The sequence below is a fragment of the Mesorhizobium sp. URHB0026 genome (assembly GCF_054059755.1).
Genome location: NZ_JBSSCN010000001.1, coordinates 3285521 through 3311898, shown reverse-complemented (window position 1 = coordinate 3311898; position 26378 = coordinate 3285521). Strand labels below are relative to the sequence as shown.

Below are 26378 nucleotides of genomic sequence, written 5' to 3'. Positions count from 1 at the left end.
CATAGCACGCAAGCCAATATAGGAAAATGCAAGACCGCGATTTCTGGTTCGCGGCAAGATTGGATTGGGGAAGACCATGACAACCGCAACGACGACGCGCCCGCTTGTTTTCCTGGCCTTGCCGCAGGAAGGTGCCGCGCGACTTGCAACGCAGTTTTTGCTGGCGATCGCCGGGACGCTGCTCCTAACTCTTTCGGCCAAGACCAAGGTGATGCTCGGGCCTGTCGACATCTCGATGCAGACGCTTGCCGTCCTGCTGATCGCCGCCGCCTTCGGCATGCGGCTCGGCGTCGCCACCCTGCTGCTCTACATGGCGGAAGGGGCTATGGGCTTCCCGGTCTTCCAGGGCACGCCGGAAAAAGGCATCGGCATTGCCTACATGCTTGGCTCGACCGGCGGCTATCTCGCCGGCTTCGTGGTCATGGCGGCGATTGTCGGCTGGGCCGCCGACCGTGGCTGGGACCGTCATCCAATCAAGCTTTTCAACGCCATGCTGGTTGCCGAAGTGGTGATGATGGTGATGGGTTTCGCCTGGCTGGCGCTGCTCATCGGTCCGGAAAAATCCTGGCAGTTCGGCGTCGTGCCGTTCATCGTCGGCGATCTCATCAAAGTCGCGCTCGCGGCCAGCCTCGTGCCGGCCGTCTGGTCGCTGCTGAAGCGCTCCTGAAATTTGGCCGCCCGCCGGTCGAATTGCAGGAGCTTAAAATAGATTCCATCGGCGCAAACTCCTCGTGGTCGGACCAACCGCAGAAAGTGCCATAATCCGGCCATCGTCGGTGTTAAGCTTCGTTAACGGGCAAAGGGGTGCGATTGGCGACTGAAAGAGGTTCGCATGGACGCGCTCGACGATAAGGTTCTCGAGAGTACGCTTGCCGAAAGCCTGGCCGATCTGGTGCCGGACGAAAAGACTGTTTCCGAAGACGAGTTCGTCGAAGTTGTCGGGGGCGCCCTCGAAGCGGTCGGCGGCACACTGCTGTTCAAGATGTGCGTCCAGAACGAAGGCGAAGGCCAGCACGTCGCGGCGGCATCCGTCGGCGATGGCGGCAATCGCCAGTTCCTGCTTCTCACCTTGCCAACCGTCGGAGGGTCGCTGAAAGTCGAGACCATCTCGAGAAGCAGCAACCCGGTGGCGGGCATCGCGGCCGCCTATGCCGGGCTGATGGACGCCTTCAAAACCGCTGCCTGATTTTCCGCTGCCACGCGAAGGTCAGTCTTGCGCCACGCACGGGGGCTTGGCGTCTGTTTGTTTGTTACCGGGGGCCTTGTTCTATCCGGCCGCCCACCACACCTAAGGTCGGGGCAAGGAGAACCAGCATGGACAAGATCGCCAACCCGGCACCCGGCTTCCAGCGCAATCCCGACAAGATCATCACGATAGAGCCCTATTCCGGGACCGTCACAATCCGCGCCGGCAGTACGGTCATTGCTTCTTCCGCCAAGGCGAAGGTGCTGACGGAGGCCCCCTACCCAGCCGCCTTCTATATTCCGTTCGCCGACATCGATTTCGACAAGCTCAGCCGAACGGATCACGCGACGCACTGCCCCTACAAGGGTGATGCCAGCTATTGGAGCGTGCTGCCGGCGGGCGAAGCGGGCAAGGACGCGATGTGGGCCTATCGGCAGCCCTTCGACGAGATGACCGCCATCCGCGACCACGGCGCGTTCTACGCCAGCAAGGTCAGCATCGAGGCCAAGCCGGACTGAACGCTTCGGCTTGAAGACACTCAGGGGGCATCGATATTCAGGTGATGCCGGCCCCTAGTCGGTGGTGCCGTGGTTGCCAGTTCCGTCGGCATCGTCGAGGCGCACGAAGGTCATGCCCTTGTCCTTGAGCGCCAGCAGGCCTTGAACCACGCCCTCGCCGGCGGCATGGGTCGGCTGATTGATGTGGGAGATGATGACATCACCGTCCTTGGCGGCGGCAATGCGCCTGGCCGTCTCCTTGGCGCCGAGCAGCGAGCCGCCGTCGCCATTGATCGAGAAGCCGGCAATCTTGAAGCCGAGCTTGCGGATCATCGCAATCGCCGAGGGACTGTATTCGGCTGTTGCGCCACGGAACCATTTCGGCGCCGGTTCGCCGGTCGTGGCCAGAGCCGCGGCCCCCGACTCGACTTCGGCAAGGACTGCTTCCGGGCTGCCGGCACTGCGTATGCCATAAATCTTCCGGGGCGTGTCGACAGCCGGAATATGACGGCCACCGTGATTTTCCAGTTCGAACAGGTCGGGATGAGCCCGCATGATCGCCACGGCCTCGGCGTTGCGCTTCAGCCAGACGCCGGTGACGAAAATGGTGGCCGGTATCTTGTTGTCCACCAACGCCGAGAGAATGCGCGTGTCGGTTCTGCCGCCGCAGGCATCGAGCGTGAGCGCAACGCGACCGGTTCCGCTTTCAGCCGGCTTGATGTGCAGCGTGGGTTCGACCAGCGGCGCGCCATGAGCGCTGGATATCAGCGCCACCGACATGGCAATCACGCAGAGATGTTTTTGCGGCAAATGCATCGAACCAAGTTCCCGACCGGCGGTTTCAAGCCGATATCCCAAGACCCGCATGAAGGCGGAAATCGGACGGGGGATAGCAGAAAAACGCCTGGCGCGGCAATTTGACCTCCCACTTGGTCGACGAGCCGTTCAGCGACAGTCTTGCCGTTCCATCGCCCTCAGCCAGAGCGTTCATTTTTCAGCTCAGTGCGCGCGAGAATTTCGCGCGCCGCTTCGACAACCGGCTTCACCTCCAGGCGCCAAACGCAGCACGCCTTGCTGGGATCGGTTCGGCGACACAAATCCTTGGCCACGCAGTCACATGGCATTGACGGCCGAAGCGCGATGCTGGGCACGCCGACAGGTCCCCAGCGCGACGGATGCGTCAGGCCGAAAAGGCCGACAACCGGGGTGCCGGCGGCAGCGGCCATATGCATCGGCCCGCTTTCATTGCCCAGAAACAGCCGAGCCTGTTCCAGAACGGCCAGCAGGGTCTCGAGCGACAGCGCTCCGACCAGGTCGACCACCGGCGTTGCCGTCTGGGCAACGATCCGCGCGGCGGTTTCACCTTCGCCCGGCCCTCCCACCAGGACGATGCCCAGTCCGGTTTCGGCCGCAATCTGGTCAATGGCCTCGGCAAACCGTTCCGGCTGCCACTGCCGGCCCTTGAAACTCGCGCCTGCGTGGACAGCGACGAAGGCGTTCGGACGGATGTGGTGCGTGCCCAGAAGCGCCAAGGCTTTCGCGGCCTCGATTGGCGGCGGCTGGAGGCTCGGTACCGTCACCCGCAGATCGATGCCGAGCGCTTCAAGAGGGGAGAGATAGCGATAAACAAAATGCTGGCCGCCAAACCCGAATGGTTTGGCGAACACATTGGCCGGCTGCCGCTCCAGCAGCTTCAGCGGCCTTTCCGGGGGATTGTAGCCGACTCGCGTCTTTGCGTTGACCAAGCCGCTGAGAAGCCGAGAGGTCTTTGAATCGGTCAAGTCGATCGTCAAATCGAAGCGGAAGCCGCGCAGTGCCTTCACCGTTGCGTAGAGCTCTTTTCCGCGCTCCAGCGGGGTGCCCCGCGCGCGAGCCCGCCTGAACGGAACCACCTCGGAAGCGAGGCCATGCGCAACCACGAAGCTCTCCAAGTGCGCTTCGCAGAGGAACGCAATGCTGGCACCGGGGAATTCGAGCCGAAGGTTCCTAGCGAGCGTCGAGGCGAGGACGATATCGCCTATAAACTTCGTTTGAATGATCAGGATCGAGCGGAACGGAGCGGGTGAAATCTGCAACATATGTTTCCGGAGACGTTTGGCGATCATCACGAAATTGGTCAGAAACAATGGCGAGATTGCGCGATACCTCTAGCACGTTCGCGTGAGTTTTCATACAAAACCGTAAGCTCGGACCGGTCTATCCACGAGCCGTCGTCGTTGTCTGCACCGCGGCCTGCGCCGCTGCCAGCCTGGCGATCGGCACGCGGTAAGGCGAGCAGGAGACGTAGTCGAGCCCGACCTCCTCGCAGAAGCGGATCGACGAGGGATCGCCGCCATGTTCGCCGCAGATGCCAAGCTTGATGTCGGGTCGCGTCGCCCTGCCCTTCCGCGCCGCCATGCGCACCAGTTCGCCGACGCCCTCAATGTCGAGCGAGACGAACGGATCCTGCTCGATAATGCCCTTCTGGCGATACGTCTCCAGGAAGGAGGCGGCATCGTCGCGCGAGATGCCGAAGGTGGTCTGGGTGAGATCGTTGGTGCCGAAGGAGAAGAATTCGGCCGACTCGGCAATGACATGGGCGCGGATCGCCGCGCGGGGGAGTTCAATCATGGTCCCAGTCAAGTAATCGATGTTGACGCCGCTCTCGTCCATGACGCTCTTGGCGACGGCGTCGATGCGCGCCTTCACAAAATCGAGTTCCTTCGCCAGACCGACCAGCGGGACCATGATCTCGGGGACGACCAGCGCGCCGGCTTTCTTGCCCGCCTCGACCGCCGCCTCGAAAATGGCGCGCGCCTGCATCTCGGCGATTTCGGGGTAGGAGACGGCGAGCCGGCAGCCGCGATGGCCTAGCATCGGGTTGAATTCGTGCAAGGCCTCGGTGCGCTGCCTGAGCTTGTCTGCCGACACGTTCATGGCGGCCGCGACTTCGGCGACTTCCGCTTCGGTCTTGGGCAGGAATTCATGCAGCGGCGGATCGAGCAGGCGGATCGTCACCGGCAGGCCGGCCATGATCTCGAACAATTCCAGGAAATCCGAGCGCTGCATGGGCAGAAGCTTGGCCAGCGCCGCGCGGCGGTCCTTCTCGCTGTCGGCCAGGATCATCTCGCGCATCGCGACGATGCGGGCGCCGTCGAAGAACATGTGCTCGGTGCGGCATAGCCCAATGCCCTCGGCGCCGAAGGAGCGCGCCATGCGGGCATCGAGCGGCGTTTCGGCATTGGTGCGCACCTTCATGCGGCGCACCGCGTCCGCCCATTCCATGATGGCGGCGAAATCGCCGGACAATTCCGGCTGCAGCATCGCCACGGCGCCCTTGAGCACCTGGCCGTTGCCGCCGTCGATGGTGATGATGTCACCTTTGCGGAAGGTCTGCCCCATCGAGATCAGTGTGCCTGCCTTGTAGTCGACGCGCAGCGAGCCGGCTCCGGACACGCAAGGCTTGCCCATGCCGCGCGCGACGACCGCGGCGTGGCTGGTCATGCCGCCGCGCGTGGTCAGGATGCCTTCGGCCGCATGCATGCCATGGATATCTTCCGGACTGGTCTCGATACGCACCAGGATCGCCTTGCGCCCCTGTGTCTTCAGATCCTCGGCATCGCCGGAGGAAAAGACGATCTCGCCGGTGGCAGCCCCCGGAGACGCCGGCAGCCCGACGCCGATGACGTCTCGCGCGACCTTCGGGTCGATGGTCGGGTGGAGCAATTGGTCAAGAGATGCCGGATCGATGCGTGCGACGGCTTCTTGCTTCGTGATCAGGCTGTCCCTTGCCATTTCAACCGCGATCCTGAGCGCCGCCTTGGCGGTCCGCTTGCCGGACCGGGTCTGCAGCATCCACAACTTGCCGCGCTCGATGGTGAATTCGAGATCCTGCATGTCGCGGTAGTGCTTTTCCAGGCTGTCGGAGATGGTGACGAAGGACTGGAAGGCATCCGGCATCAGCTTCTGCAGCGACGGCTTGTCGGAACCGGCCGCGATGCGCGCAGCCTCGGTGATGTTCTGCGGCGTGCGGATGCCGGCGACGACATCCTCGCCCTGCGCATTCACCAGGAACTCGCCATAAAGCATTTTTTCACCGGTCGAGGGGTTGCGGGTGAAGGCAACGCCGGTGGCCGAGGTCTCGCCCATATTGCCAAACACCATGGCCTGGACATTGACCGCCGTGCCCCAGCTTTCTGGGATATCGTGCAGACGCCGGTAGGTGATGGCCCGGTTGTTCATCCAGCTTGAAAACACCGCGCCGATCGCTCCCCAGAGTTGCTCGTGCGGATCCTGCGGGAACGGCCTGCCGAGTTCCTCCTCGACCTTGGCCTTGTAGAGCGCGATGACGCCTTGCCATTCGGTCGCCGTCAGTTCGGTGTCGAGCTCGTGGCCGAGGCTGGCTTTCTGGTCTTCCAGGATTTCCTCGAACACCTCGTGATCGAGGCCCATGACGACGTCGGAATACATCTGGATGAAACGGCGGTAGCTGTCATAGGCAAAGCGCGCATCGCCGGAATCGGCGGCCAGCGCCTCGACTGTCTCGTCGTTCAATCCGAGATTGAGCACGGTATCCATCATGCCGGGCATCGACGCCCGGGCGCCGGAACGCACCGAAACCAGGAGCAGTTTCGACGGGTCGCCGAACCGGCGACCGGTCAGCCGGCCGATATGGTCGAGGGCGACCGCGACATCAGCCTCCAATCCCGCCGGGTGGGTGCGACCGTTGGCATAATAGGCATTGCAGACCTCGGTGGTGATCGTAAAGCCCGGCGGCACTGGCAGCCCCAGGCTGCACATCTCGGCCAGGTTGGCGCCCTTCCCGCCCAGCAGATTCTTGTCGCTGGCACGGCCTTCCGCCGCACCATCGCCAAAGGTGAAAACCCATTTGGTCATGCTTGCTCTCCGGTTGCAGGAGATTGGAAAGATTGGCGAAACGCAAAGTTCCATCGTGCCCGACTTTGGAGCGATATGATGCTGCAGTGCGAAAGGCAAGGCGTCGGCAAGCCGTTCGGCCGCTACAATCGATTAAGAAAAAACTCCCCCTGGGCCTGTGGCAAAAAGACTTGCCACCTCACGGCGCGACGTCTAGAACATAAAGGGAACAAGAGGTGCGCCATGAAACAGCCTGGAAAACTCGACTATCTGGAGATGCCGGCGACCGCCGGCACACTGGATCGGTTGAAGGCCTTCTACAGCGCCGCCTTCGCCTGGTCCTTCACGGATTATGGGCCGACCTATTCGGCCTTCGCCGAGGGCCTGGATGGCGGTTTTCAGGCCGATGCCGCGGAAGCACCGGCCAAGCCGTTGCCCGTGCTTTACAGCGACAATCTGGAGGAAACCCTTCGCGCCGTCGAAAGTGCCGGCGGAACGATCGTCAGGCCGATATTCTCATTCCCTGGCGGCCGACGCTTCCACTTCGTCGATCCAGCCGGCAACGAGCTGGCTGTGTGGTCCCACTAGTCCGTTTGTGGATCACCTGGCGCCGATTGCATCGCTGGTCAGCCGAGCGTCTTCGCAGTCATTCATAGCATTGTGCTTTTCGGCTGCTCTGCTAATAACGCGCCGCACAGCGACTCTGACGGCTATTGGGGCGTCGCCAAGTGGTAAGGCATCGGTTTTTGGTACCGACATTCCCAGGTTCGAATCCTGGCGCCCCAGCCAAACGCAGACTCCATCCGAGACCGAAGCACGCGCCGAACAGGCCCTGCTCCCAATACCCTGAGCCCAGACTTGACCAAGAAGTGTCACGCTCGGCCGTGCCTCGGCGATGCACCAACCACACCGGGTGAAAGCGCGACCAGAACATGTTGTCAATCTGGGTGGGGCCGGACCAAATCCTCCTGCCCCGAACCGTTGAAGGCGCCTTGTTGCCTCCGCAAGAGCAACTTTGTTTGCGGACATGCGTACTCGTCGGCATATGCGAGAACAAGCTTGCTGTTGTCCATCTTCCATATCTTGTCTCGGGCTTCAGCTACGATACCGGCACTTGGTCCCGCCAGCGTCTCAAATGTGTGCTATTTTTGCTACATTTTTTGGCCGTCTGCTTAGATTCTATGATTAAGTCACAGCTTAATAATGAAACGCGGACATTAATTTGCAAGATAGTGGCAAGGCCAGGCGCCAAGCCCGGCTGGGGCGCTCTTAAAAAGCGCGGGGAAACGTGGGTGGGAAAATGAAGACGACAGGTCTGTCGACCAAGGTCATGGGCGTTGGTCTCTTGATGACGGCTACCATGCTGAGCTGCTGGGGGGCGCATGCACTGACACTCAAGGAAGCCATGGCGGTCGCGGTGGAATCCAACCCGGAAATCGGCCAAGCCATCGAAAACCGCGAGGCCATCGAGTTCGAACTGCGGCAAGCAAAAGGGCTCTATCTTCCAAGCGTCGACCTGGAGGCATCCGCTGGTGCTCGCCGTCTGGACAACTCCTCCCGCCGCGCGCTCTCCATCGAGCACGATGCGCTTTATCCCGCGGAGACCGATCTGACGGTTTCGCAAACGCTTTATGATAGTGGCGCAAGGCGAGCCGAACTCAACCGTCAAGCCTCGCGAGTCGATGGCGCCTCATTCCGCGTGCTGGAGCGATCCGAGTTCATCGGGCTGTCTGTCGTCCAGGATTACCTGGAATACATGCTTCAGGCCTCGATCGTGACCGAGGCAAAGAAGAATCTGGGCTTCCACCAAGCGATTCTCCACGACATCAGGGAAGGCATAGCAGGCGGCGGGTTGAACGAAGCAGACCGGCAACAGGCCGAGGAGCGCTTGTTTGCGGCCAAGGCCCGCATGCAGGAGGCTTCCGAGGAACTCGAGGCCTCGAGGATACGCTTCTTCAAGACCGTCGGGAAACCTCTGACCAATGCATCGCGGCCAAGCGATGTTTCCTCTGCGCTGCCAAGGTCCCTGGACGACGCGCTGGGCATTGCGCGGGAGAACAACCCGCGCGTCCACATGGCCAATAGCGATATCGCCGCCGCGGGCTCGCAGGTTGACGCCGCTCGGGCGAAATACGGCCCGTCGGTCGTCGCCGAAGGCGTTGCCCGCGCCGGATACGACATTGACGGCGACAATGGAGACACGTCCGATCTGCAGGCACGGGTGGTGCTGCGGTGGAACCTGTATCGGGGCGGCATCGACAAAGCGAATGAACAGGAGCAGATCCGCCGCGCCAGCGAACAGCGGCTTGGGCTGCATCAGGTTCTGCGGGAGATCGAAGAAGCCGTTCGCACGTCTTGGGATCGCCGCTTCCGGCAAGCCGACCTGGCAAAGACCCTGAAGCTGCAAGCCGCTTCCAACGAGAAGCTGGTTGCCTCTTATCGCGAGCAGTTCAAGGTCGGACAGCGCTCGCTGCTCGATGTGCTGGATGCGCAGAATACGCGGTTCAACACAGCAACGCTGGCGGACACCGCGTCCTACGCATCCCTCTTTGCCCAATACCGGCTTCTGGCGGCAACCGGGCAGTTGCTGAAAACGATGGACATCCAGCCGCCGAAGCAGGCCGCGGCCTATGCCAAGGAGGAATTCGCGGTTCCGGAGATCCCGGACACCGAAACCTATGCACGGACTCCGTCGGAACAGAAGAACGATCTGCCCTTCGACATCCTCGCCCCTGTCAGGAAGAAGTGAGCCGTAAGGGGTGTTAGGGGTTCTGGCGGGCGGGTCGTGAATCAGCAGCCACATATTCTGTCGCCCAAGGAGGCGTTCAAGGCCTGCTTTTCGGCGGTGGCCGCCTATCTCGGCAGGCCGAGCGCCGAGACCGTGCTGTTTGCCGGAGTGCCGATTTCGGACACGCGCATCGAGGTCACCGAGATCCGACATCTTGCCGAGCGTATCGGTCTCGAGACCCAGGAATTCAACCATCGCGACTTCCTGCGCGGTCGCGTGGATCTTCCGGCAATTCTCTTCCGCGTCAGTCAGTTGCCGATCGCCCTGCTGGCGGAAACCGACGGCGACGGGTATCTCACGGCCCCGCAGGAAGACGGGCGCACGACTGTCGGCAAATCCGAGCTGGCCGCAAGTTACATCAGTGGCGGTGTATCCTTCTCCATCACCTATGCCAACGCCACCGAGGGCATGAAGGTCGGCTCGGCGCAGCAGATCGAGCGGCGCCATTGGCTGACGGGGACAATGGGCGCTTTCTGGCGCACCTATTCCAAGGTCGTGCTGTCGGCGATCTTCATCAACCTTTTGGCCATCGCCTCGCCGATCTTCACCATGAATGTCTATGACCGCATATTGCCGAACAAGGCGATATCGACGCTTTGGGTGCTGGCGATCGGCATCGGCGCCGTCATTCTCTTCGATCTGCTTTTGAAAACGGCCCGAGCTTCGCTCATCGACTATGCCGGGCGCAAGGCGGATTTGCGGATATCGTATCTGCTGTTCGAGAAGGTGCTGAATTCATCCCTATCCGCGCGCCCGGGCTCGACAGGCGAATATGCCAACCGCATCACCCAATATGAGTTCGTCAGGGAATTTTTCACCTCCAACACGATCAGCGTGTTCATCGATACGGCTTTCGTCTTCATCTTCCTGCTCGTCATCTACGCGATCGGCGGCTGGCTGGTCGTCATCCCGGCCCTCGCATTCGTGGCGTCGGTAGTCGTTGGCCTGGTCACGCAACGCCGTATCGGCAAACGGGTCGCCGCCTCCATGAATGAAGCCTCCCAGCGCCAGGCTCTGCTGGTCGAGTCCATCTCCACGCTGGAAACGATCAAGTCGCTGCGCGCCGAAGCCTATTTGCTGAGGAAGTGGGGCGAGCATTCGAAGAATGCGGCCAACACCTCCGAGAAGATCAAGCAGCTCTCGGCGGCGGCCGGCAACATCACCCAGGCCATCCAGCAGCTTGTGACGGTCGCCCTGGTCGTGGCTGGAGCCTACGCCTTTTCGGAAGGGCATGTTTCGACAGGAGCCATCATCGGAACGGTGATGCTGGCGAGCCGGGCCGTGGCTCCGCTCGGCCAGATCGCGATCACCCTGTCGAGATTTCGCCAGGCCATGCTCTCCTTGAGAATGGTGAATTCCATCATGGCCCAGCCGGAGGACCGGCCGGATACGGTGGGCTTCGTCAATCGCCCGATTCGCAATGGAGCGATGACGTTCAAGAATGTCGGCTTCGTCTACCCCGGATCGGAAAACGAGGTTCTGTCTGGCCTGAACTTTTCGGTGAAGCCGGGAGAGCGCATCGGCATCATCGGCCGCATCGGGTCGGGCAAGACGACGATGGGACGCCTGATCGGCAGGCTTTTTCTGCCAAGCTCCGGCGAATTGCTGGTGGATGGCATCGACATCCGCCAGTATCACCCGTCAGAGGTGCGCGCCGCCGTCGGCATCGTCGCGCAAGCCGGCGATCTGTTTTCGGGCACCATCAAGGAGAACCTGCTGATGGCGTCTCCGGAGGCGACCGACGAGCAAATCATCGAAGCCGCGAAAGCCGCCGGCGTCGATGAGTTCGTGTCTCGCCACCCGCGTGGCTACGACATGAATGTCGGTGAGCGGGGCACCAATCTTTCCGGTGGGCAGAGACAGACGGTGGCGATCGCCCGGCTGCTTTTGACCAAGCCGAAGATCGTCTTTCTGGATGAACCGTCCGGCTCGATGGATCTGGCGTCGGAACGGCAACTGATAAAGCAACTCAAGACCGCTTTCGACCACAACACGACGCTGATCGTCTCGACGCATCGCTTCAGCATGCTCGAATTGGCTGATCGCCTTATTGTTGTCGAACAAGGAAAGATTGTTGCTGACGGGCCAAAAGAACAAGTCATTCAGGCGCTGCAGAGAACGAATTCCTGAATGAACAAATTATATCGGGCTGAAACCGATATAATAACGGGACGTGGGAAATGCTTGCCAGGGAAGACCGCCCGCCGCTTTTTGCGACGGCGTCCATATTCATCATAGGGGCGCTCTTCGTCGCCTTTGTCGCTTGGTCGTCCTTCGCCGAGGTCGACGAGATCGCGCGTGGCGACGGCAAGGTCATACCGGCCTCCAAGACCCAGGTCATTCAAGCCAGCGAGCCGGGGGTCGTTCAGGAAATCGCCGTGAAGGTGGGGCAGGTCGTCAGGAAGAACGACCTCATTATCCGTCTCGACAATACCTTGAACACGTCCAGCCTCGGCGAACAGCAAGCCAAGGCGCGGGCCCTGCAAACACGCATTGCCAGGCTCAAATACGAACAGAGCGGCAGCATCACCGGATCGTTTCCCTGTCCGCAGGACATCCAATCCGTGGCGCCGGAAATCTGTGACAACGAGCAAAATCTCCTCGTTGCCCGGCGCGAAAACTTCGACAACAAGCTGTCGGTGCTCAAGTCGCGACTCGACCAGCGCGAAAAGGAACTGGACGAGGCGGACGCCAATCTCGACCGCCTGACAAAAAACCTGGCGGTGAGCGACCAGCAAGCGAAGCTGGTCGAGGGGATGGTCAAGAAAGGTCTGATGGCAAGGACCGAGCAGCTTAAGGTCGAGCAGGAACAGACCGAACTCAACGGCCAATTGAACCTGGCCGGCGAGACGATAAAGAAGGGCAAGTCGGCGATCACCGAGGCGCAGCTCCAGGTCGAGGAACTCGGGCTGCAGTTGAAGCAGGAAGCGCTCGATGACCTGACGCAGGCCCTGGCCGATCTTTCAGTGGTGGACGAAACCATTCGCGGCGCGACCGACAAGGTCGCGCGAACGGATATCCGCTCGCCGGTGGACGGTATCGTCAACACGATGGAACTGAACACCGTCGGCGCCTTCGTCCAGCCGGGTACTGTCGTGGCCGGCATCGTGCCCACTTCCGAGACATTGCTGGTCGAAGCGCGTGTTTCGCCCCGCGATGTCGCCTTTATCCGCCCAGACCAGGATGCCTTGATCAAAGTCACGGCTTACGATTTCTCGATCTTTGGCGGCATCGAAGGCAAGGTTTCAAACATAACCGCCGACAGCCTGGTCGATCAGAAGACGGGCGAGCCCTACTATCAGGTGCGTGTTTCAACCGATAGATCGACACTGGAGCGAGACGGAAAGGCATATTCGATCATCCCCGGCATGATCTGTTCCGTGGATATCAAGACCGGTCGCAAGACGATCCTGAGCTACCTGCTGAAGCCGATCAACAAAGCCCGCCAGGAGGCAATGAGTGAGCGCTAGCGCCACCTCTCCCGCGACCGGTAGCGACCTCTTGCTTCTGCCCCTCCCGACAGAAGATTTCGAACTCGAGTTCCGCGTCGTGGCGCGCGGCGGTATCAGGCGCGGCATTCGGCTGGAACGGGCTTTCTGGGTTTCGCTGAAACAGATGGCTGAGAGCCGCAAATGCACGATCGGCATGCTGGTCGACGAGATCGCCGAAGGTCACGCGGAGAAAGGAAACCTGACCTCGGCAATCCGGGTGGCCTGCATACGCGAGTTGGGGCGTGAGAATCTGAATTTGCGCAGGCTTGCATCGATCAGGACGATAAACGCCATTCTACTTGCCTGCCCGTCGCCGGCCTTCGCCTTGGCCTCGACGAAGAAGATCGTGACGTTCAATGCGCCGTTCCAGCAATTGGTCAAACGACAATTGCCGGCGGCATTCGACGAAGACACGCGCCAGGACCTGAAGCTGGCGCTGGATCTCAACGTGGCCGATATATTCGCCCGCCTCGACACCAATGGCGACGTTGCCGTTGCGAGCGGATTTGTGATCGGAGCCGGCGAACGCCGTTATCGGGGCCAGCTGAACGTGGTGCGTGCGCCAGTGCTGGATCTCGAATTGCTGATGGCCTTTGTCTTCAACGGCTAGCGCCATTCATCGGTTCGCGCAAACGCCGAACGGCCCTATGTGCTTGACGCAATTCCGCCGGAAAACCACCAAGGGACCTTTCCCGCAATTCTTCCGCCATTCAACCAGCACAAGAAAGCCGGTGCGCGGGCCCCTTACTTGACTTCCGTCTGGACGCCTTCCCCAGGGGCGACGGTTGCGAAACCGCCCTTGACATCGGCCATCTGGGCGTCCCCCGACTTGGAGCCGTGAATCCAGGCCCGGTCGGTGCTGAACGAGTACAGTGGCTGATAATTCGGAAGGGCGCTGTCCTTGAGCACCGTATCGTTGAGACTGTCGAGAATGTAAGCGCCGCTTGCGGTGCTGACCGAAAGCACGGCGTGGAAGAAGCCTCGCTTGCGGTCCTGCAGAACGACGAGCGACATGCTGCGTGCCGGAATGCCGGCCCTCAGCAACGCCGTCATCTTGAGGATGGCGAAGTCCTCGCAGTCGCCGGCACGATTGGCGAGGATCTCCGAAGGCTTCGCCCAGTAGTCGAGCTTGCCGTAAACGACGCTGTCCTTCTTATAGGCGATCAGGTGGTTGATGCCGCTGTCGATGAACGATAGTTTTTCGACGAACCCCTTGCCTTGGGCAGCCGAGACCATGGCCGCGAAGGCCGGGCTCTCGTGGTCACAGGGGCTGCCCGCGGTGCAAGCGGTTATGGCTCGGTAAACCGGTGCCCAACGCGCCGAAACGGGAAAATTGCGCATGGACAGCGCAACCGACCCGAAAACGCCCGGAATGATCGACGCAGTCTTAATCGGGTCGATACCCCCGCCTTCGTGAGCCATCGAGGTGCTGGACCCGTCTTGCGCGAAAACGGGACTGTAGCCATTGAGGACAAGGCTGATCCGGTGGGGGGTGGCCGGCTGCCAGGGCTGGTATCTTTGCAGCGAAATGCCGCCGAGACCAAGCGGCGCCTGGACCACTCCAAGCAGTGCTGTTTCGGGCATGAAATTCCTGATGACGGGCCCGGCAAGGGCTGGCTGCGCCGAGCCGGCTACCCCCACCGCCAGCAGAAGCAGCTTGAGCTTGCTCTTCCCCGGAGCATTCTTTTGTTTTTTCATGACGCCCACCTTTGACTGTGGACGCTACCAATTTTGTCTCAAATTACTGGAAAGGAAGATGGATAAGTTTCCCACGAATTCACGTTGCTTATTCTAGTAAAATTTTACGTGTATTTATACTTCTATTTACCAAGTTTTCTGCGCCGCCGGTGGCGAAGCGTTATGCTTACCAGATAACATATAACTGATTATATGTTCACAGTTTACCAAGCGTAAAAAAAGTCATCGAAGGCATATCCAAATATATAGAATGGATTGGCGGACCGTTGCAAAGTCACGCCGCCGCCTGTCTCTATGCGGGAAATGCCGGAGGGGTTTAAGCTATGACGAACAGTATTGAATTGGACAACCTTTCGAACTCGTGGGACGAGCATTCCGTCTCCAACGATCATCACGACCTGACAGCGCTGACCCAGGTGGTGGCGCAAGCCGCGCCCGCCGAGCAAGCGGCGGCACCGGCTCAAACAGCGCCGGCCGCGGCCGAGCCTGTGCCGGTCGATGTCGGTGGCGGCGCGCCAGCGGCAGCTCCGCCAGCGGCAAACGCCCCGCACGAATATGTCGCGGACGCAAGCAACGTCGTCAAACTTCCCGCCAATGTCTCGATCGACAACATCAAGGTCGACGGCCACAACCTCGTGCTCGAGCAGGCGGACGGCTCGGTCATCGTCATCAAGGACGGTGCCCTGCATGTGCCGACCTTCATCATAGGCGAAGTCGAAGTGCCGCGCGTGGCCCTGATCGCAGCGCTGGAAGCGAGCCATGTCGATGTCGCCTTCGGCGCGGACGGCTCGATATCGGCCGGCGGCAGCACGACCTCGAGCGCCGGCGGGAATTTCGAACAGCCTGCCGGCGGGATCGGCGACGGCTTCGGACTGTCGGCGCTTCTGCCGCCGACGGACCTGCAGTTTGGGCAGCCGGATCATCGCGAGTTGTTCCCGAGCCTCCTGCCCGACTCGACGCCGTCGATCATCGACCTGACGCCTTCCGTCGATGGCGGCGACACCATCGTCAACGAAAAAGGCCTGCCGGAAATCCCTGGACCCGAGGGATCGGGCGAAGCGACGGCGCCGGGCGTCGATGGCGATCCGTCGGAGCACAACACCGGCACCTTTACCATTACCTCCCCCGACGGTGTGGGCTCACTGACGATCGCCGGCCAGGTGATTTCGGGTGCCGCGCTTGCCAACAGCGGCGCCACGCCCATCGACATCACGACGGCTCTCGGCAACACGCTGACGATCAACGGCTACGACGCCAGCACCGGCCAGGTGAGCTACACTTACACGCTGGTCCACAGCGCGGTTCACCCCGACGCGGGAACCGATTACATCTTCGACAACATGACAGTTACGGTAACCGACTCTGACGGTGATACCTCGGCTCCCGGGACGCTGTCGGTCAACATCGTCGACGACGTGCCGACGGCAACCCTGGACACAAACAGCATTGCGTCGGGCCAATTCGGCCCGGTCACCGGCCAGGTGCTGACCAACGACGTGTTCGGTGCCGACGGCCCAACCACGACCGCCCCGACAGTCGGCGTTGTTGGCGTGACGATCGGCACGACCGCCGGCGGCGAAGACGCCAATGTCGGCACCCAGATCCAGGGCCTCTACGGCAAGCTGACGCTGCAGGCCGATGGCTCCTACTCCTATACCCGCGACCCAGGCTCGCAGGGCGGCCACAGCGACGTGTTCACCTACACCATCAAGGACGGCGACGGCGATCTCTCCCACACCACGCTGACCATCGCCATTGGCGATGCGACGCCCACCATCTCTAACCTGACGCCGTCCGACAACGGCGGCGACACCACCGTGAACGAGAAGGGACTGCCGGCAAGCTCCGGCTCGGAAGGCTCGGGCGAACTCGCCGCACCTGGCACCGATGGCGATCCGTCGGAACACAACACCGGCACCTTCACCATCACCTCGCCCGACGGCATCGGCTCGATCTCCGTCAACGGCGTCACGATCTCGGCCGCCGCACTCGCCAACAGCGGCACAACGCCCATCGACATCACCACCCCGCTCGGCAACACGCTCACCATCACCGGCTTCAATGCCGGGCAGGTCAGCTACACCTACACGCTCCTCGACAACGAGACACATCCCGCCACCGGCAAAGATTCCATCTTCGACAACATGACCGTCACCGTCACCGACACCGATGGCGACACCTCGGCTCCCGGCACCCTCTCGGTCAACATCGTCGACGACGTGCCGACGGCAACCCTGGACACAAACAGCATTGCGTCGGGCCAATTCGGCCCGGTCACCGGCCAGGTGCTGACCAACGACGTGTTCGGTGCCGACGGCCCAACCACGACCGCCCCGACAGGCGGCGTTGTTGGCGTGACGATCGGCACGACCGCCGGCGGCGAAGACGCCAATGTCGGCACCCAGATCCAGGGCCTCTACGGCAAGCTGACGCTGCAGGCCGATGGCTCCTACTCCTATACCCGCGACCCAGGCTCGCAGGGCGGCCACAGCGACGTGTTCACCTACACCATCAAGGACGGCGACGGCGATCTCTCCCACACCACGCTGACCATCGCCATTGGCGATGCGACGCCCACCATCTCTAACCTGACGCCGTCCGACAACGGCGGCGACACCACCGTGAACGAGAAGGGACTGCCGGCAAGCTCCGGCTCGGAAGGCTCGGGCGAACTCGCCGCACCTGGCACCGATGGCGATCCGTCGGAACACAACACCGGCACCTTCACCATCACCTCGCCCGACGGCATCGGCTCGATCTCCGTCAACGGCGTCACGATCTCGGCCGCCGCACTCGCCAACAGCGGCACAACGCCCATCGACATCACCACCCCGCTCGGCAACACGCTCACCATCACCGGCTTCAATGCCGGGCAGGTCAGCTACACCTACACGCTCCTCGACAACGAGACACATCCCGCCACCGGCAAAGATTCCATCTTCGACAACATGACCGTCACCGTCACCGACACCGATGGCGACACCTCGGCTCCCGGCACCCTCTCGGTCAACATCGTCGACGACGTGCCGACGGCGGTCGCCAACAGCGGCAATGTCGCCGAAGGCGCCCTGCTCACCGTAACGGCGGCGGCCGGCGTTCTGGCCAATGACGTGGCCGGCGCCGACGGCTTTGCCGCCGGTGGCGGCGTTGTGGGCGCACGTGCCGCTGGCGGCGACACCACCACGGCGGTGACGACGGGGACCGGCACCGACATTGCCGGCCTGCACGGCACCCTGCATCTCAACGCCGACGGCTCCTACACCTACCAGTCGACGGCCAACAACATCACCTCGAACGCCACCGACGTGTTCGTCTACACGATCAAGGACGGCGACGGCGACCTGTCGACCACGACGCTCACCATCAATGTCGCGGACGCCACCATTGTGGCCCCGGCCGACAACGACGTGACGGTCTACGAATCCGCGCTCGACCTCAACAAGGACGGCGCCGACCTGGCGGCAGGCACGGTCACCGGCTCGCTGCCGAACACGACTGCCGAGACCGACACCAGCAACCAGCTCAACGGTTCGGGTGGCGTCGGCACGCTGCACTACCAGTTGGTCAGCGGCGGCAACGCGGCGACCGCCGGCACCTATGGCACCATCCAGGTCAATGACGACGGCAGCTATGTCTACACGCTGACAAAGCCGTTCGACACCTCGCCCGATGCCAACAACGGCAACAACACCGAAACGGCCGAGAGCTTCACCTACAAGGTGACCGACGCCAACGGCAACACCAGCACCGGAACCATCACCGTCAACATCGTCGACGACGTGCCGACGGCGGTCGCCAACAGCGGCAATGTCGCCGAAGGCGCCCTGCTCACCGTAACGGCGGCGGCCGGCGTTCTGGCCAATGACGTGGCCGGCGCCGACGGCTTTGCCGCCGGTGGCGGCGTTGTGGGCGCACGTGCCGCTGGCGGCGACACCACCACGGCGGTGACGACGGGGACCGGCACCGACATTGCCGGCCTGCACGGCACCCTGCATCTCAACGCCGACGGCTCCTACACCTACCAGTCGACGGCCAACAACATCACCTCGAACGCCACCGACGTGTTCGTCTACACGATCAAGGACGGCGACGGCGACCTGTCGACCACGACGCTCACCATCAATGTCGCGGACGCCACCATTGTGGCCCCGGCCGACAACGACGTGACGGTCTACGAATCCGCGCTCGACCTCAACAAGGACGGCGCCGACCTGGCGGCAGGCACGGTCACCGGCTCGCTGCCGAACACGACTGCCGAGACCGACACCAGCAACCAGCTCAACGGTTCGGGTGGCGTCGGCACGCTGCACTACCAGTTGGTCAGCGGCGGCAACGCGGCGACCGCCGGCACCTATGGCACCATCCAGGTCAATGACGACGGCAGCTATGTCTACACGCTGACAAAGCCGTTCGACACCTCGCCCGATGCCAACAACGGCAACAACACCGAAACGGCCGAGAGCTTCACCTACAAGGTGACCGACGCCAACGGCAACACCAGCACCGGAACCATCACCGTCAACATCGTCGACGACGTGCCGACGGCGGTCGCCAACAGCGGCAATGTCGCCGAAGGCGCCCTGCTCACCGTAACGGCGGCGGCCGGCGTTCTGGCCAATGACGTGGCCGGCGCCGACGGCTTTGCCGCCGGTGGCGGCGTTGTGGGCGCACGTGCCGCTGGCGGCGACACCACCACGGCGGTGACGACGGGGACCGGCACCGACATTGCCGGCCTGCACGGCACCCTGCATCTCAACGCCGACGGCTCCTACACCTACCAGTCGACGGCCAACAACATCACCTCGAACGCCACCGACGTGTTCGTCTACACGATCAAGGACGGCGACGGCGACCTGTCGACCACGACGCTCACCATCAATGTCGCGGACGCCACCATTGTGGCCCCGGCCGACAACGACGTGACGGTCTACGAATCCGCGCTCGACCTCAACAAGGACGGCGCCGACCTGGCGGCAGGCACGGTCACCGGCTCGCTGCCGAACACGACTGCCGAGACCGACACCAGCAACCAGCTCAACGGTTCGGGTGGCGTCGGCACGCTGCACTACCAGTTGGTCAGCGGCGGCAACGCGGCGACCGCCGGCACCTATGGCACCATCCAGGTCAATGACGACGGCAGCTATGTCTACACGCTGACAAAGCCGTTCGACACCTCGCCCGATGCCAACAACGGCAACAACACCGAAACGGCCGAGAGCTTCACCTACAAGGTGACCGACGCCAACGGCAACACCAGCACCGGAACCATCACCGTCAACATCGTCGACGACGTGCCGACGGCGGTCGCCAACAGCGGCAATGTCGCCGAAGGCGCCCTGCTCACCGTAACGGCGGCGGCCGGCGTTCTGGCCAATGACGTGGCCGGCGCCGACGGCTTTGCCGCCGGTGGCGGCGTTGTGGGCGCACGTGCCGCTGGCGGCGACACCACCACGGCGGTGACGACGGGGACCGGCACCGACATTGCCGGCCTGCACGGCACCCTGCATCTCAACGCCGACGGCTCCTACACCTACCAGTCGACGGCCAACAACATCACCTCGAACGCCACCGACGTGTTCGTCTACACGATCAAGGACGGCGACGGCGACCTGTCGACCACGACGCTCACCATCAATGTCGCGGACGCCACCATTGTGGCCCCGGCCGACAACGACGTGACGGTCTACGAATCCGCGCTCGACCTCAACAAGGACGGCGCCGACCTGGCGGCAGGCACGGTCACCGGCTCGCTGCCGAACACGACTGCCGAGACCGACACCAGCAACCAGCTCAACGGTTCGGGTGGCGTCGGCACGCTGCACTACCAGTTGGTCAGCGGCGGCAACGCGGCGACCGCCGGCACCTATGGCACCATCCAGGTCAATGACGACGGCAGCTATGTCTACACGCTGACAAAGCCGTTCGACACCTCGCCCGATGCCAACAACGGCAACAACACCGAAACGGCCGAGAGCTTCACCTACAAGGTGACCGACGCCAACGGCAACACCAGCACCGGAACCATCACCGTCAACATCGTCGACGACGTGCCGACGGCGGTCGCCAACAGCGGCAATGTCGCCGAAGGCGCCCTGCTCACCGTAACGGCGGCGGCCGGCGTTCTGGCCAATGACGTGGCCGGCGCCGACGGCTTTGCCGCCGGTGGCGGCGTTGTGGGCGCACGTGCCGCTGGCGGCGACACCACCACGGCGGTGACGACGGGGACCGGCACCGACATTGCCGGCCTGCACGGCACCCTGCATCTCAACGCCGACGGCTCCTACACCTACCAGTCGACGGCCAACAACATCACCTCGAACGCCACCGACGTGTTCGTCTACACGATCAAGGACGGCGACGGCGACCTGTCGACCACGACGCTCACCATCAATGTCGCGGACGCCACCATTGTGGCCCCGGCCGACAACGACGTGACGGTCTACGAATCCGCGCTCGACCTCAACAAGGACGGCGCCGACCTGGCGGCAGGCACGGTCACCGGCTCGCTGCCGAACACGACTGCCGAGACCGACACCAGCAACCAGCTCAACGGTTCGGGTGGCGTCGGCACGCTGCACTACCAGTTGGTCAGCGGCGGCAACGCGGCGACCGCCGGCACCTATGGCACCATCCAGGTCAATGACGACGGCAGCTATGTCTACACGCTGACAAAGCCGTTCGACACCTCGCCCGATGCCAACAACGGCAACAACACCGAAACGGCCGAGAGCTTCACCTACAAGGTGACCGACGCCAACGGCAACACCAGCACCGGAACCATCACCGTCAACATCGTCGACGACGTGCCGACGGCGGTCGCCAACAGCGGCAATGTCGCCGAAGGCGCCCTGCTCACCGTAACGGCGGCGGCCGGCGTTCTGGCCAATGACGTGGCCGGCGCCGACGGCTTTGCCGCCGGTGGCGGCGTTGTGGGCGCACGTGCCGCTGGCGGCGACACCACCACGGCGGTGACGACGGGGACCGGCACCGACATTGCCGGCCTGCACGGCACCCTGCATCTCAACGCCGACGGCTCCTACACCTACCAGTCGACGGCCAACAACATCACCTCGAACGCCACCGACGTGTTCGTCTACACGATCAAGGACGGCGACGGCGACCTGTCGACCACGACGCTCACCATCAATGTCGCGGACGCCACCATTGTGGCCCCGGCCGACAACGACGTGACGGTCTACGAATCCGCGCTCGACCTCAACAAGGACGGCGCCGACCTGGCGGCAGGCACGGTCACCGGCTCGCTGCCGAACACGACTGCCGAGACCGACACCAGCAACCAGCTCAACGGTTCGGGTGGCGTCGGCACGCTGCACTACCAGTTGGTCAGCGGCGGCAACGCGGCGACCGCCGGCACCTATGGCACCATCCAGGTCAATGACGACGGCAGCTATGTCTACACGCTGACAAAGCCGTTCGACACCTCGCCCGATGCCAACAACGGCAACAACACCGAAACGGCCGAGAGCTTCACCTACAAGGTGACCGACGCCAACGGCAACACCAGCACCGGAACCATCACCGTCAACATCGTCGACGACGTGCCGACGGCGGTCGCCAACAGCGGCAATGTCGCCGAAGGCGCCCTGCTCACCGTAACGGCGGCGGCCGGCGTTCTGGCCAATGACGTGGCCGGCGCCGACGGCTTTGCCGCCGGTGGCGGCGTTGTGGGCGCACGTGCCGCTGGCGGCGACACCACCACGGCGGTGACGACGGGGACCGGCACCGACATTGCCGGCCTGCACGGCACCCTGCATCTCAACGCCGACGGCTCCTACACCTACCAGTCGACGGCCAACAACATCACCTCGAACGCCACCGACGTGTTCGTCTACACGATCAAGGACGGCGACGGCGACCTGTCGACCACGACGCTCACCATCAATGTCGCGGACGCCACCATTGTGGCCCCGGCCGACAACGACGTGACGGTCTACGAATCCGCGCTCGACCTCAACAAGGACGGCGCCGACCTGGCGGCAGGCACGGTCACCGGCTCGCTGCCGAACACGACTGCCGAGACCGACACCAGCAACCAGCTCAACGGTTCGGGTGGCGTCGGCACGCTGCACTACCAGTTGGTCAGCGGCGGCAACGCGGCGACCGCCGGCACCTATGGCACCATCCAGGTCAATGACGACGGCAGCTATGTCTACACGCTGACAAAGCCGTTCGACACCTCGCCCGATGCCAACAACGGCAACAACACCGAAACGGCCGAGAGCTTCACCTACAAGGTGACCGACGCCAACGGCAACACCAGCACCGGAACCATCACCGTCAACATCGTCGACGACGTGCCGACGGCGGTCGCCAACAGCGGCAATGTCGCCGAAGGCGCCCTGCTCACCGTAACGGCGGCGGCCGGCGTTCTGGCCAATGACGTGGCCGGCGCCGACGGCTTTGCCGCCGGTGGCGGCGTTGTGGGCGCACGTGCCGCTGGCGGCGACACCACCACGGCGGTGACGACGGGGACCGGCACCGACATTGCCGGCCTGCACGGCACCCTGCATCTCAACGCCGACGGCTCCTACACCTACCAGTCGACGGCCAACAACATCACCTCGAACGCCACCGACGTGTTCGTCTACACGATCAAGGACGGCGACGGCGACCTGTCGACCACGACGCTCACCATCAATGTCGCGGACGCCACCATTGTGGCCCCGGCCGACAACGACGTGACGGTCTACGAATCCGCGCTCGACCTCAACAAGGACGGCGCCGACCTGGCGGCAGGCACGGTCACCGGCTCGCTGCCGAACACGACTGCCGAGACCGACACCAGCAACCAGCTCAACGGTTCGGGTGGCGTCGGCACGCTGCACTACCAGTTGGTCAGCGGCGGCAACGCGGCGACCGCCGGCACCTATGGCACCATCCAGGTCAATGACGACGGCAGCTATGTCTACACGCTGACAAAGCCGTTCGACACCTCGCCCGATGCCAACAACGGCAACAACACCGAAACGGCCGAGAGCTTCACCTACAAGGTGACCGACGCCAACGGCAACACCAGCACCGGAACCATCACCGTCAACATCGTCGACGACGTGCCGACGGCGGTCGCCAACAGCGGCAATGTCGCCGAAGGCGCCCTGCTCACCGTAACGGCGGCGGCCGGCGTTCTGGCCAATGACGTGGCCGGCGCCGACGGCTTTGCCGCCGGTGGCGGCGTTGTGGGCGCACGCGCCGCTGCCGGCGACACCACCACGGCGGTGACGACGGGGACCGGCACCGACATTGCCGGCCTGCACGGCACCCTGCATCTCAACGCCGACGGCTCCTACACCTACCAGTCGACGGCTCACAGCATCACTTCGAACACGACGGACGTGTTCGTCTACACCATCAAGGATGGCGACGGCGACCTGTCGACGACGACGCTCACCATCAATTTGACCGACGTCAACGATGCACCGGTCGTCGCCAACACCCAGAACTGGATGTCGAGCGACCCAGGGCAGCAGTTCCTTGGCACGCCGAGCTATCCCAACGGATATCCCCTGCTGGTCACCATCCCGACGGATGCCGATGGCGACAACCTGATCGTCACCGCGACGGGGACGATCCCTACCGGCACGTTCTATTTCAACGGGGTGAGCTATGTCGCCCTGACCACTGGCACCGTGCTCTACAATCCGTCCGCCGGCATCAACCTGCTGGACGACCTGATCTACAAGCCGACTGCAACGGTGACCGATACGGTCAACAAAAGCTTGTCGCTGGACGTCTACGACGGCACAGTCCATGTCACGCAGACGGTTGGCATTAACGAAGTGCCGCCGACCAGCGTGCCCAGCGACACGTCACAGATCGGCAAAGGCAACAGCCCGCTTACATCGGGAAATGACCAGGTCACGACGCTGACCTTGTCTCAGGCCACAGTAAACGCCATCGTTGCTGATCCTCACAGCGCTACGGTGGTCGTTTATACCGACTTCCAAGAGTCGCCCTTCGTAACGCCGATACCTGTATCGGAGCAAAATCCCGGCGTGTTTGGGGATAGCAGTGCCGGATCGCATCGCGAGCAGGAGGTCCAGGTCGAAATCGTCATAGGCACCAACCACTTCGCGGTTGTCGAAGACGATCTGACTGCCGGAACATTCGAGCAGACCTGGTTCTTCGATCCAACCGCCGGCCTGATGAAGGCGACTGTCGACTACGACCATATTTTCCTGCTCGACGGCAGCGGCAACGCCACCAGCACGACACTCGCCGCCTATTTGATCGCGCACCCCCCGACAGCCGGCGACTCATGGACCTTGTCTTATTTCGACAACAATGGAGGCAACTACCAGGCTCGCAGTGTCAGCTTCTCCTTCTTCTCGCATGATCCGGGCGATCCCGGGATCACCGTGAATGGCGACGCTACATTGGCCGACCAGATCTACGGAACGTCCGGCATCGACCATCTGTCCGGTGGCGGTGGCAACGACATTATCGTCGGGCGGGGCGGCAGCGATTTCCTGACCGGCGGCGGCGGCAACGACACCTTCTTGATCGGCACTGGCGACTCGACGCCCGTCATAGGCGGATCGGGCAACGCCGGCACGATCTCAGGCTATGACATCATCACTGACTTCGTCGCAGGCACCGATAAGTTGAGCCTGCCAGGCACGCTGGTGGCTGCCACCGCCGGCCTCGTCGATGGCGCGGGAGATTCCGTCCTGACGATCGGCGGGGACACGGTCGAGTCCCATTCGGTCACGAACGGCATCGCCAGTTTCTTCGGGACCGATGCCGGCGCCTCGCCCCTGGCGATCACCACCACGGCGGGCGTAGCCGCGGCTGTCCAGTATCTCACGGGCACGGACATCGGCAACGCCGGCGCGACGCTCGCATTCACGGCAACGATCTCCGGGGTGAATCACACCTACGTCTATACCCAGACAACGACGAATGCCGGCGTCGGAGCGCTGGTCGATCTGCAGAACGTCACGGTGGCGAACCTCAACACCCTGATCGGAGGATCGGTCGATCCCGTCATCCTCGATCTGAACCACAACGGCTTTGCCTTCTCCGATGTCGGCCACGGTGTTCAGTTCGATATGAACGGCGACGGCACCAAGGAACAACTCGCCTGGAACACATCGAATGATGGCATGCTGGCGGTCGACCTCAATCATGACGGCAAGATCGACGATGGCACGGAACTGTTCACGCCGAACTTCGACGGCGGCCACTTCGCCAGCGGCGCGGCCGCTTTGGCATCGCTCGACAGCAATCATGACGGCGTCATCGATCACAACGACGCGGCGTTCAGCAGCCTGCTGATCTGGAAGGACGCCAATGCCAATGGCACCAGCGACGCCGGGGAATTGTCGCATCTCGCCGACAGCGGTATTGTCTCCATCAGCACGGCAGCGCAGCCGGCTGTCGGCGAAATCGACGGGCAGACAGTGACCGGCAACGGCACTTTCCAGATGGCCGACGGCACGAGCGGCAACTATGTCGAGGTGGAACTTGATACTTCGCTGGTTGCCCCGGCGCAGCAGTCGATGGCCATCGCCGGCACTTCGGGGGCCGATACGTTCAAGATCGACAATCTGAACATCAAGGATCTGATCGCCGACTACCATGGCACCGAGGGCGACAAGATCGACCTGACGGCGCTGTTCGATAAGGCACCGGCCGGCAATATCGCCGACTACGTGCATTACAACAGCGCGACCAGCACAGTAAGCGTCGACACCAGCGGCTCAGGCAACGCGGCGAACTTCGTGGATGTGGCTGTACTGCAGAACGCGCCCGCTGCCGGCACCATCAACATCCTCTATGACGACGCAACACACACGCAGCAGCATGTCACGATTTAACGCTTCTGCGCGCTCGTGCTCCCATGC

General features: G+C 62.7%; 13 protein-coding genes and 1 tRNA gene. 10 read left to right on the top strand and 4 right to left on the bottom strand.

The annotated features are described in order from the left end of the window. Positions 1–76 precede the first annotated feature (76 nt). From ACVWWD_RS16185 to ACVWWD_RS16175, 3 genes are all read left to right on the top strand, one after another. Complete coding sequence (locus ACVWWD_RS16185) at positions 77–667, top strand: biotin transporter BioY (protein ID WP_352552768.1); 591 nt, start codon at positions 77–79, stop codon at positions 665–667. A 165-nt stretch (positions 668–832) separates the two neighbouring features. After that, positions 833–1186 carry a hypothetical protein gene (locus ACVWWD_RS16180; protein ID WP_352552770.1) on the top strand — a complete coding sequence of 118 codons (354 nt, stop codon included), beginning with the start codon at positions 833–835 and terminating at the stop codon, positions 1184–1186. Positions 1187–1314: 128 nt separating this feature from the next. Next, positions 1315–1704, top strand: coding sequence for a DUF427 domain-containing protein (locus ACVWWD_RS16175; RefSeq protein ID WP_023783523.1), 390 nt, complete (start codon positions 1315–1317; stop codon positions 1702–1704). A gap of 54 nt (positions 1705–1758) precedes the next feature. Here ACVWWD_RS16175 and ACVWWD_RS16170 read toward each other — a convergent pair whose 3' ends face one another. The 3 genes from ACVWWD_RS16170 to ppdK form a co-directional block, all read right to left on the bottom strand. Beyond that, positions 1759–2499: a polysaccharide deacetylase family protein gene (locus ACVWWD_RS16170; protein WP_352552773.1), complete on the bottom strand. Its 741-nt coding sequence runs from the start codon at positions 2497–2499 to the stop codon at positions 1759–1761. 158 nt (positions 2500–2657) lie between these two features. Then, positions 2658–3761 (bottom strand): glycosyltransferase family 9 protein, encoded by a 1104-nt coding sequence (locus ACVWWD_RS16165; RefSeq protein ID WP_352552775.1) that lies wholly within the window; start codon positions 3759–3761, stop codon positions 2658–2660. A 118-nt stretch (positions 3762–3879) separates the two neighbouring features. Continuing rightward, complete coding sequence (gene ppdK, locus ACVWWD_RS16160) at positions 3880–6558, bottom strand: pyruvate, phosphate dikinase (RefSeq protein ID WP_352552778.1); 2679 nt, start codon at positions 6556–6558, stop codon at positions 3880–3882. Positions 6559–6780: 222 nt separating this feature from the next. On the opposite strand from ppdK, the gene ACVWWD_RS16155 reads away from it, so the two are divergent. The 6 genes from ACVWWD_RS16155 to ACVWWD_RS16130 all read left to right on the top strand — a co-directional run bounded on the left by ACVWWD_RS16155 (position 6781) and on the right by ACVWWD_RS16130 (position 13426). Next, the gene (locus tag ACVWWD_RS16155; protein WP_023772886.1) at positions 6781–7125 is read left to right on the top strand and encodes a VOC family protein; all 345 of its coding nucleotides are present in this window, start codon (positions 6781–6783) and stop codon (positions 7123–7125) included. Positions 7126–7251: 126 nt separating this feature from the next. Next, a tRNA-Gln gene (locus tag ACVWWD_RS16150) sits at positions 7252–7326 on the top strand. Positions 7327–7837: 511 nt separating this feature from the next. Further along, positions 7838–9286: a TolC family protein gene (locus ACVWWD_RS16145; protein ID WP_352552780.1), complete on the top strand. Its 1449-nt coding sequence runs from the start codon at positions 7838–7840 to the stop codon at positions 9284–9286. Positions 9287–9322: 36 nt separating this feature from the next. Then, positions 9323–11455: a type I secretion system permease/ATPase gene (locus ACVWWD_RS16140; RefSeq protein WP_023783522.1), complete on the top strand. Its 2133-nt coding sequence runs from the start codon at positions 9323–9325 to the stop codon at positions 11453–11455. Positions 11456–11505: 50 nt separating this feature from the next. Then, the gene (locus tag ACVWWD_RS16135; RefSeq protein ID WP_023772888.1) at positions 11506–12795 is read left to right on the top strand and encodes an HlyD family type I secretion periplasmic adaptor subunit; all 1290 of its coding nucleotides are present in this window, start codon (positions 11506–11508) and stop codon (positions 12793–12795) included. After that, positions 12785–13426: a ribbon-helix-helix domain-containing protein gene (locus ACVWWD_RS16130; protein WP_023772889.1), complete on the top strand. Its 642-nt coding sequence runs from the start codon at positions 12785–12787 to the stop codon at positions 13424–13426. Before ACVWWD_RS16135 ends, ACVWWD_RS16130 begins: the two co-directional genes overlap by 11 nt. A 134-nt stretch (positions 13427–13560) precedes the next feature. Here the strand turns inward: ACVWWD_RS16130 and ACVWWD_RS16125 are convergent, their stop codons facing one another. Next, positions 13561–14514: a transglutaminase-like cysteine peptidase gene (locus ACVWWD_RS16125; RefSeq protein WP_352552783.1), complete on the bottom strand. Its 954-nt coding sequence runs from the start codon at positions 14512–14514 to the stop codon at positions 13561–13563. 323 nt (positions 14515–14837) lie between these two features. Here ACVWWD_RS16125 and ACVWWD_RS16120 point away from each other — a divergent pair, with 323 nt between their 5' ends. After that, positions 14838–26351 carry an Ig-like domain-containing protein gene (locus ACVWWD_RS16120; RefSeq protein WP_457103184.1) on the top strand — a complete coding sequence of 3838 codons (11514 nt, stop codon included), beginning with the start codon at positions 14838–14840 and terminating at the stop codon, positions 26349–26351. Positions 26352–26378 lie beyond the last annotated feature (27 nt).

Excerpts from the sequence above, each read along its gene's own strand:
- ACVWWD_RS16170 (WP_352552773.1), bottom strand. The coding sequence starts at position 2,499 with ATGCATTTGCCGCAAAAACATCTCTGCGTGATTGCCATGTCGGTGGCG.
- ACVWWD_RS16135 (WP_023772888.1), top strand. The coding sequence starts at position 11,506 with ATGCTTGCCAGGGAAGACCGCCCGCCGCTTTTTGCGACGGCGTCCATA.
- ACVWWD_RS16185 (WP_352552768.1), top strand. The coding sequence starts at position 77 with ATGACAACCGCAACGACGACGCGCCCGCTTGTTTTCCTGGCCTTGCCG.
- ACVWWD_RS16175 (WP_023783523.1), top strand. The coding sequence starts at position 1,315 with ATGGACAAGATCGCCAACCCGGCACCCGGCTTCCAGCGCAATCCCGAC.
- ACVWWD_RS16180 (WP_352552770.1), top strand. The coding sequence starts at position 833 with ATGGACGCGCTCGACGATAAGGTTCTCGAGAGTACGCTTGCCGAAAGC.
- ACVWWD_RS16165 (WP_352552775.1), bottom strand. The coding sequence starts at position 3,761 with ATGTTGCAGATTTCACCCGCTCCGTTCCGCTCGATCCTGATCATTCAA.
- ACVWWD_RS16125 (WP_352552783.1), bottom strand. The coding sequence starts at position 14,514 with ATGAAAAAACAAAAGAATGCTCCGGGGAAGAGCAAGCTCAAGCTGCTT.
- ppdK (WP_352552778.1), bottom strand. The coding sequence starts at position 6,558 with ATGACCAAATGGGTTTTCACCTTTGGCGATGGTGCGGCGGAAGGCCGT.
- ACVWWD_RS16145 (WP_352552780.1), top strand. The coding sequence starts at position 7,838 with ATGAAGACGACAGGTCTGTCGACCAAGGTCATGGGCGTTGGTCTCTTG.
- ACVWWD_RS16155 (WP_023772886.1), top strand. The coding sequence starts at position 6,781 with ATGAAACAGCCTGGAAAACTCGACTATCTGGAGATGCCGGCGACCGCC.
- ACVWWD_RS16120 (WP_457103184.1), top strand. The coding sequence starts at position 14,838 with ATGACGAACAGTATTGAATTGGACAACCTTTCGAACTCGTGGGACGAG.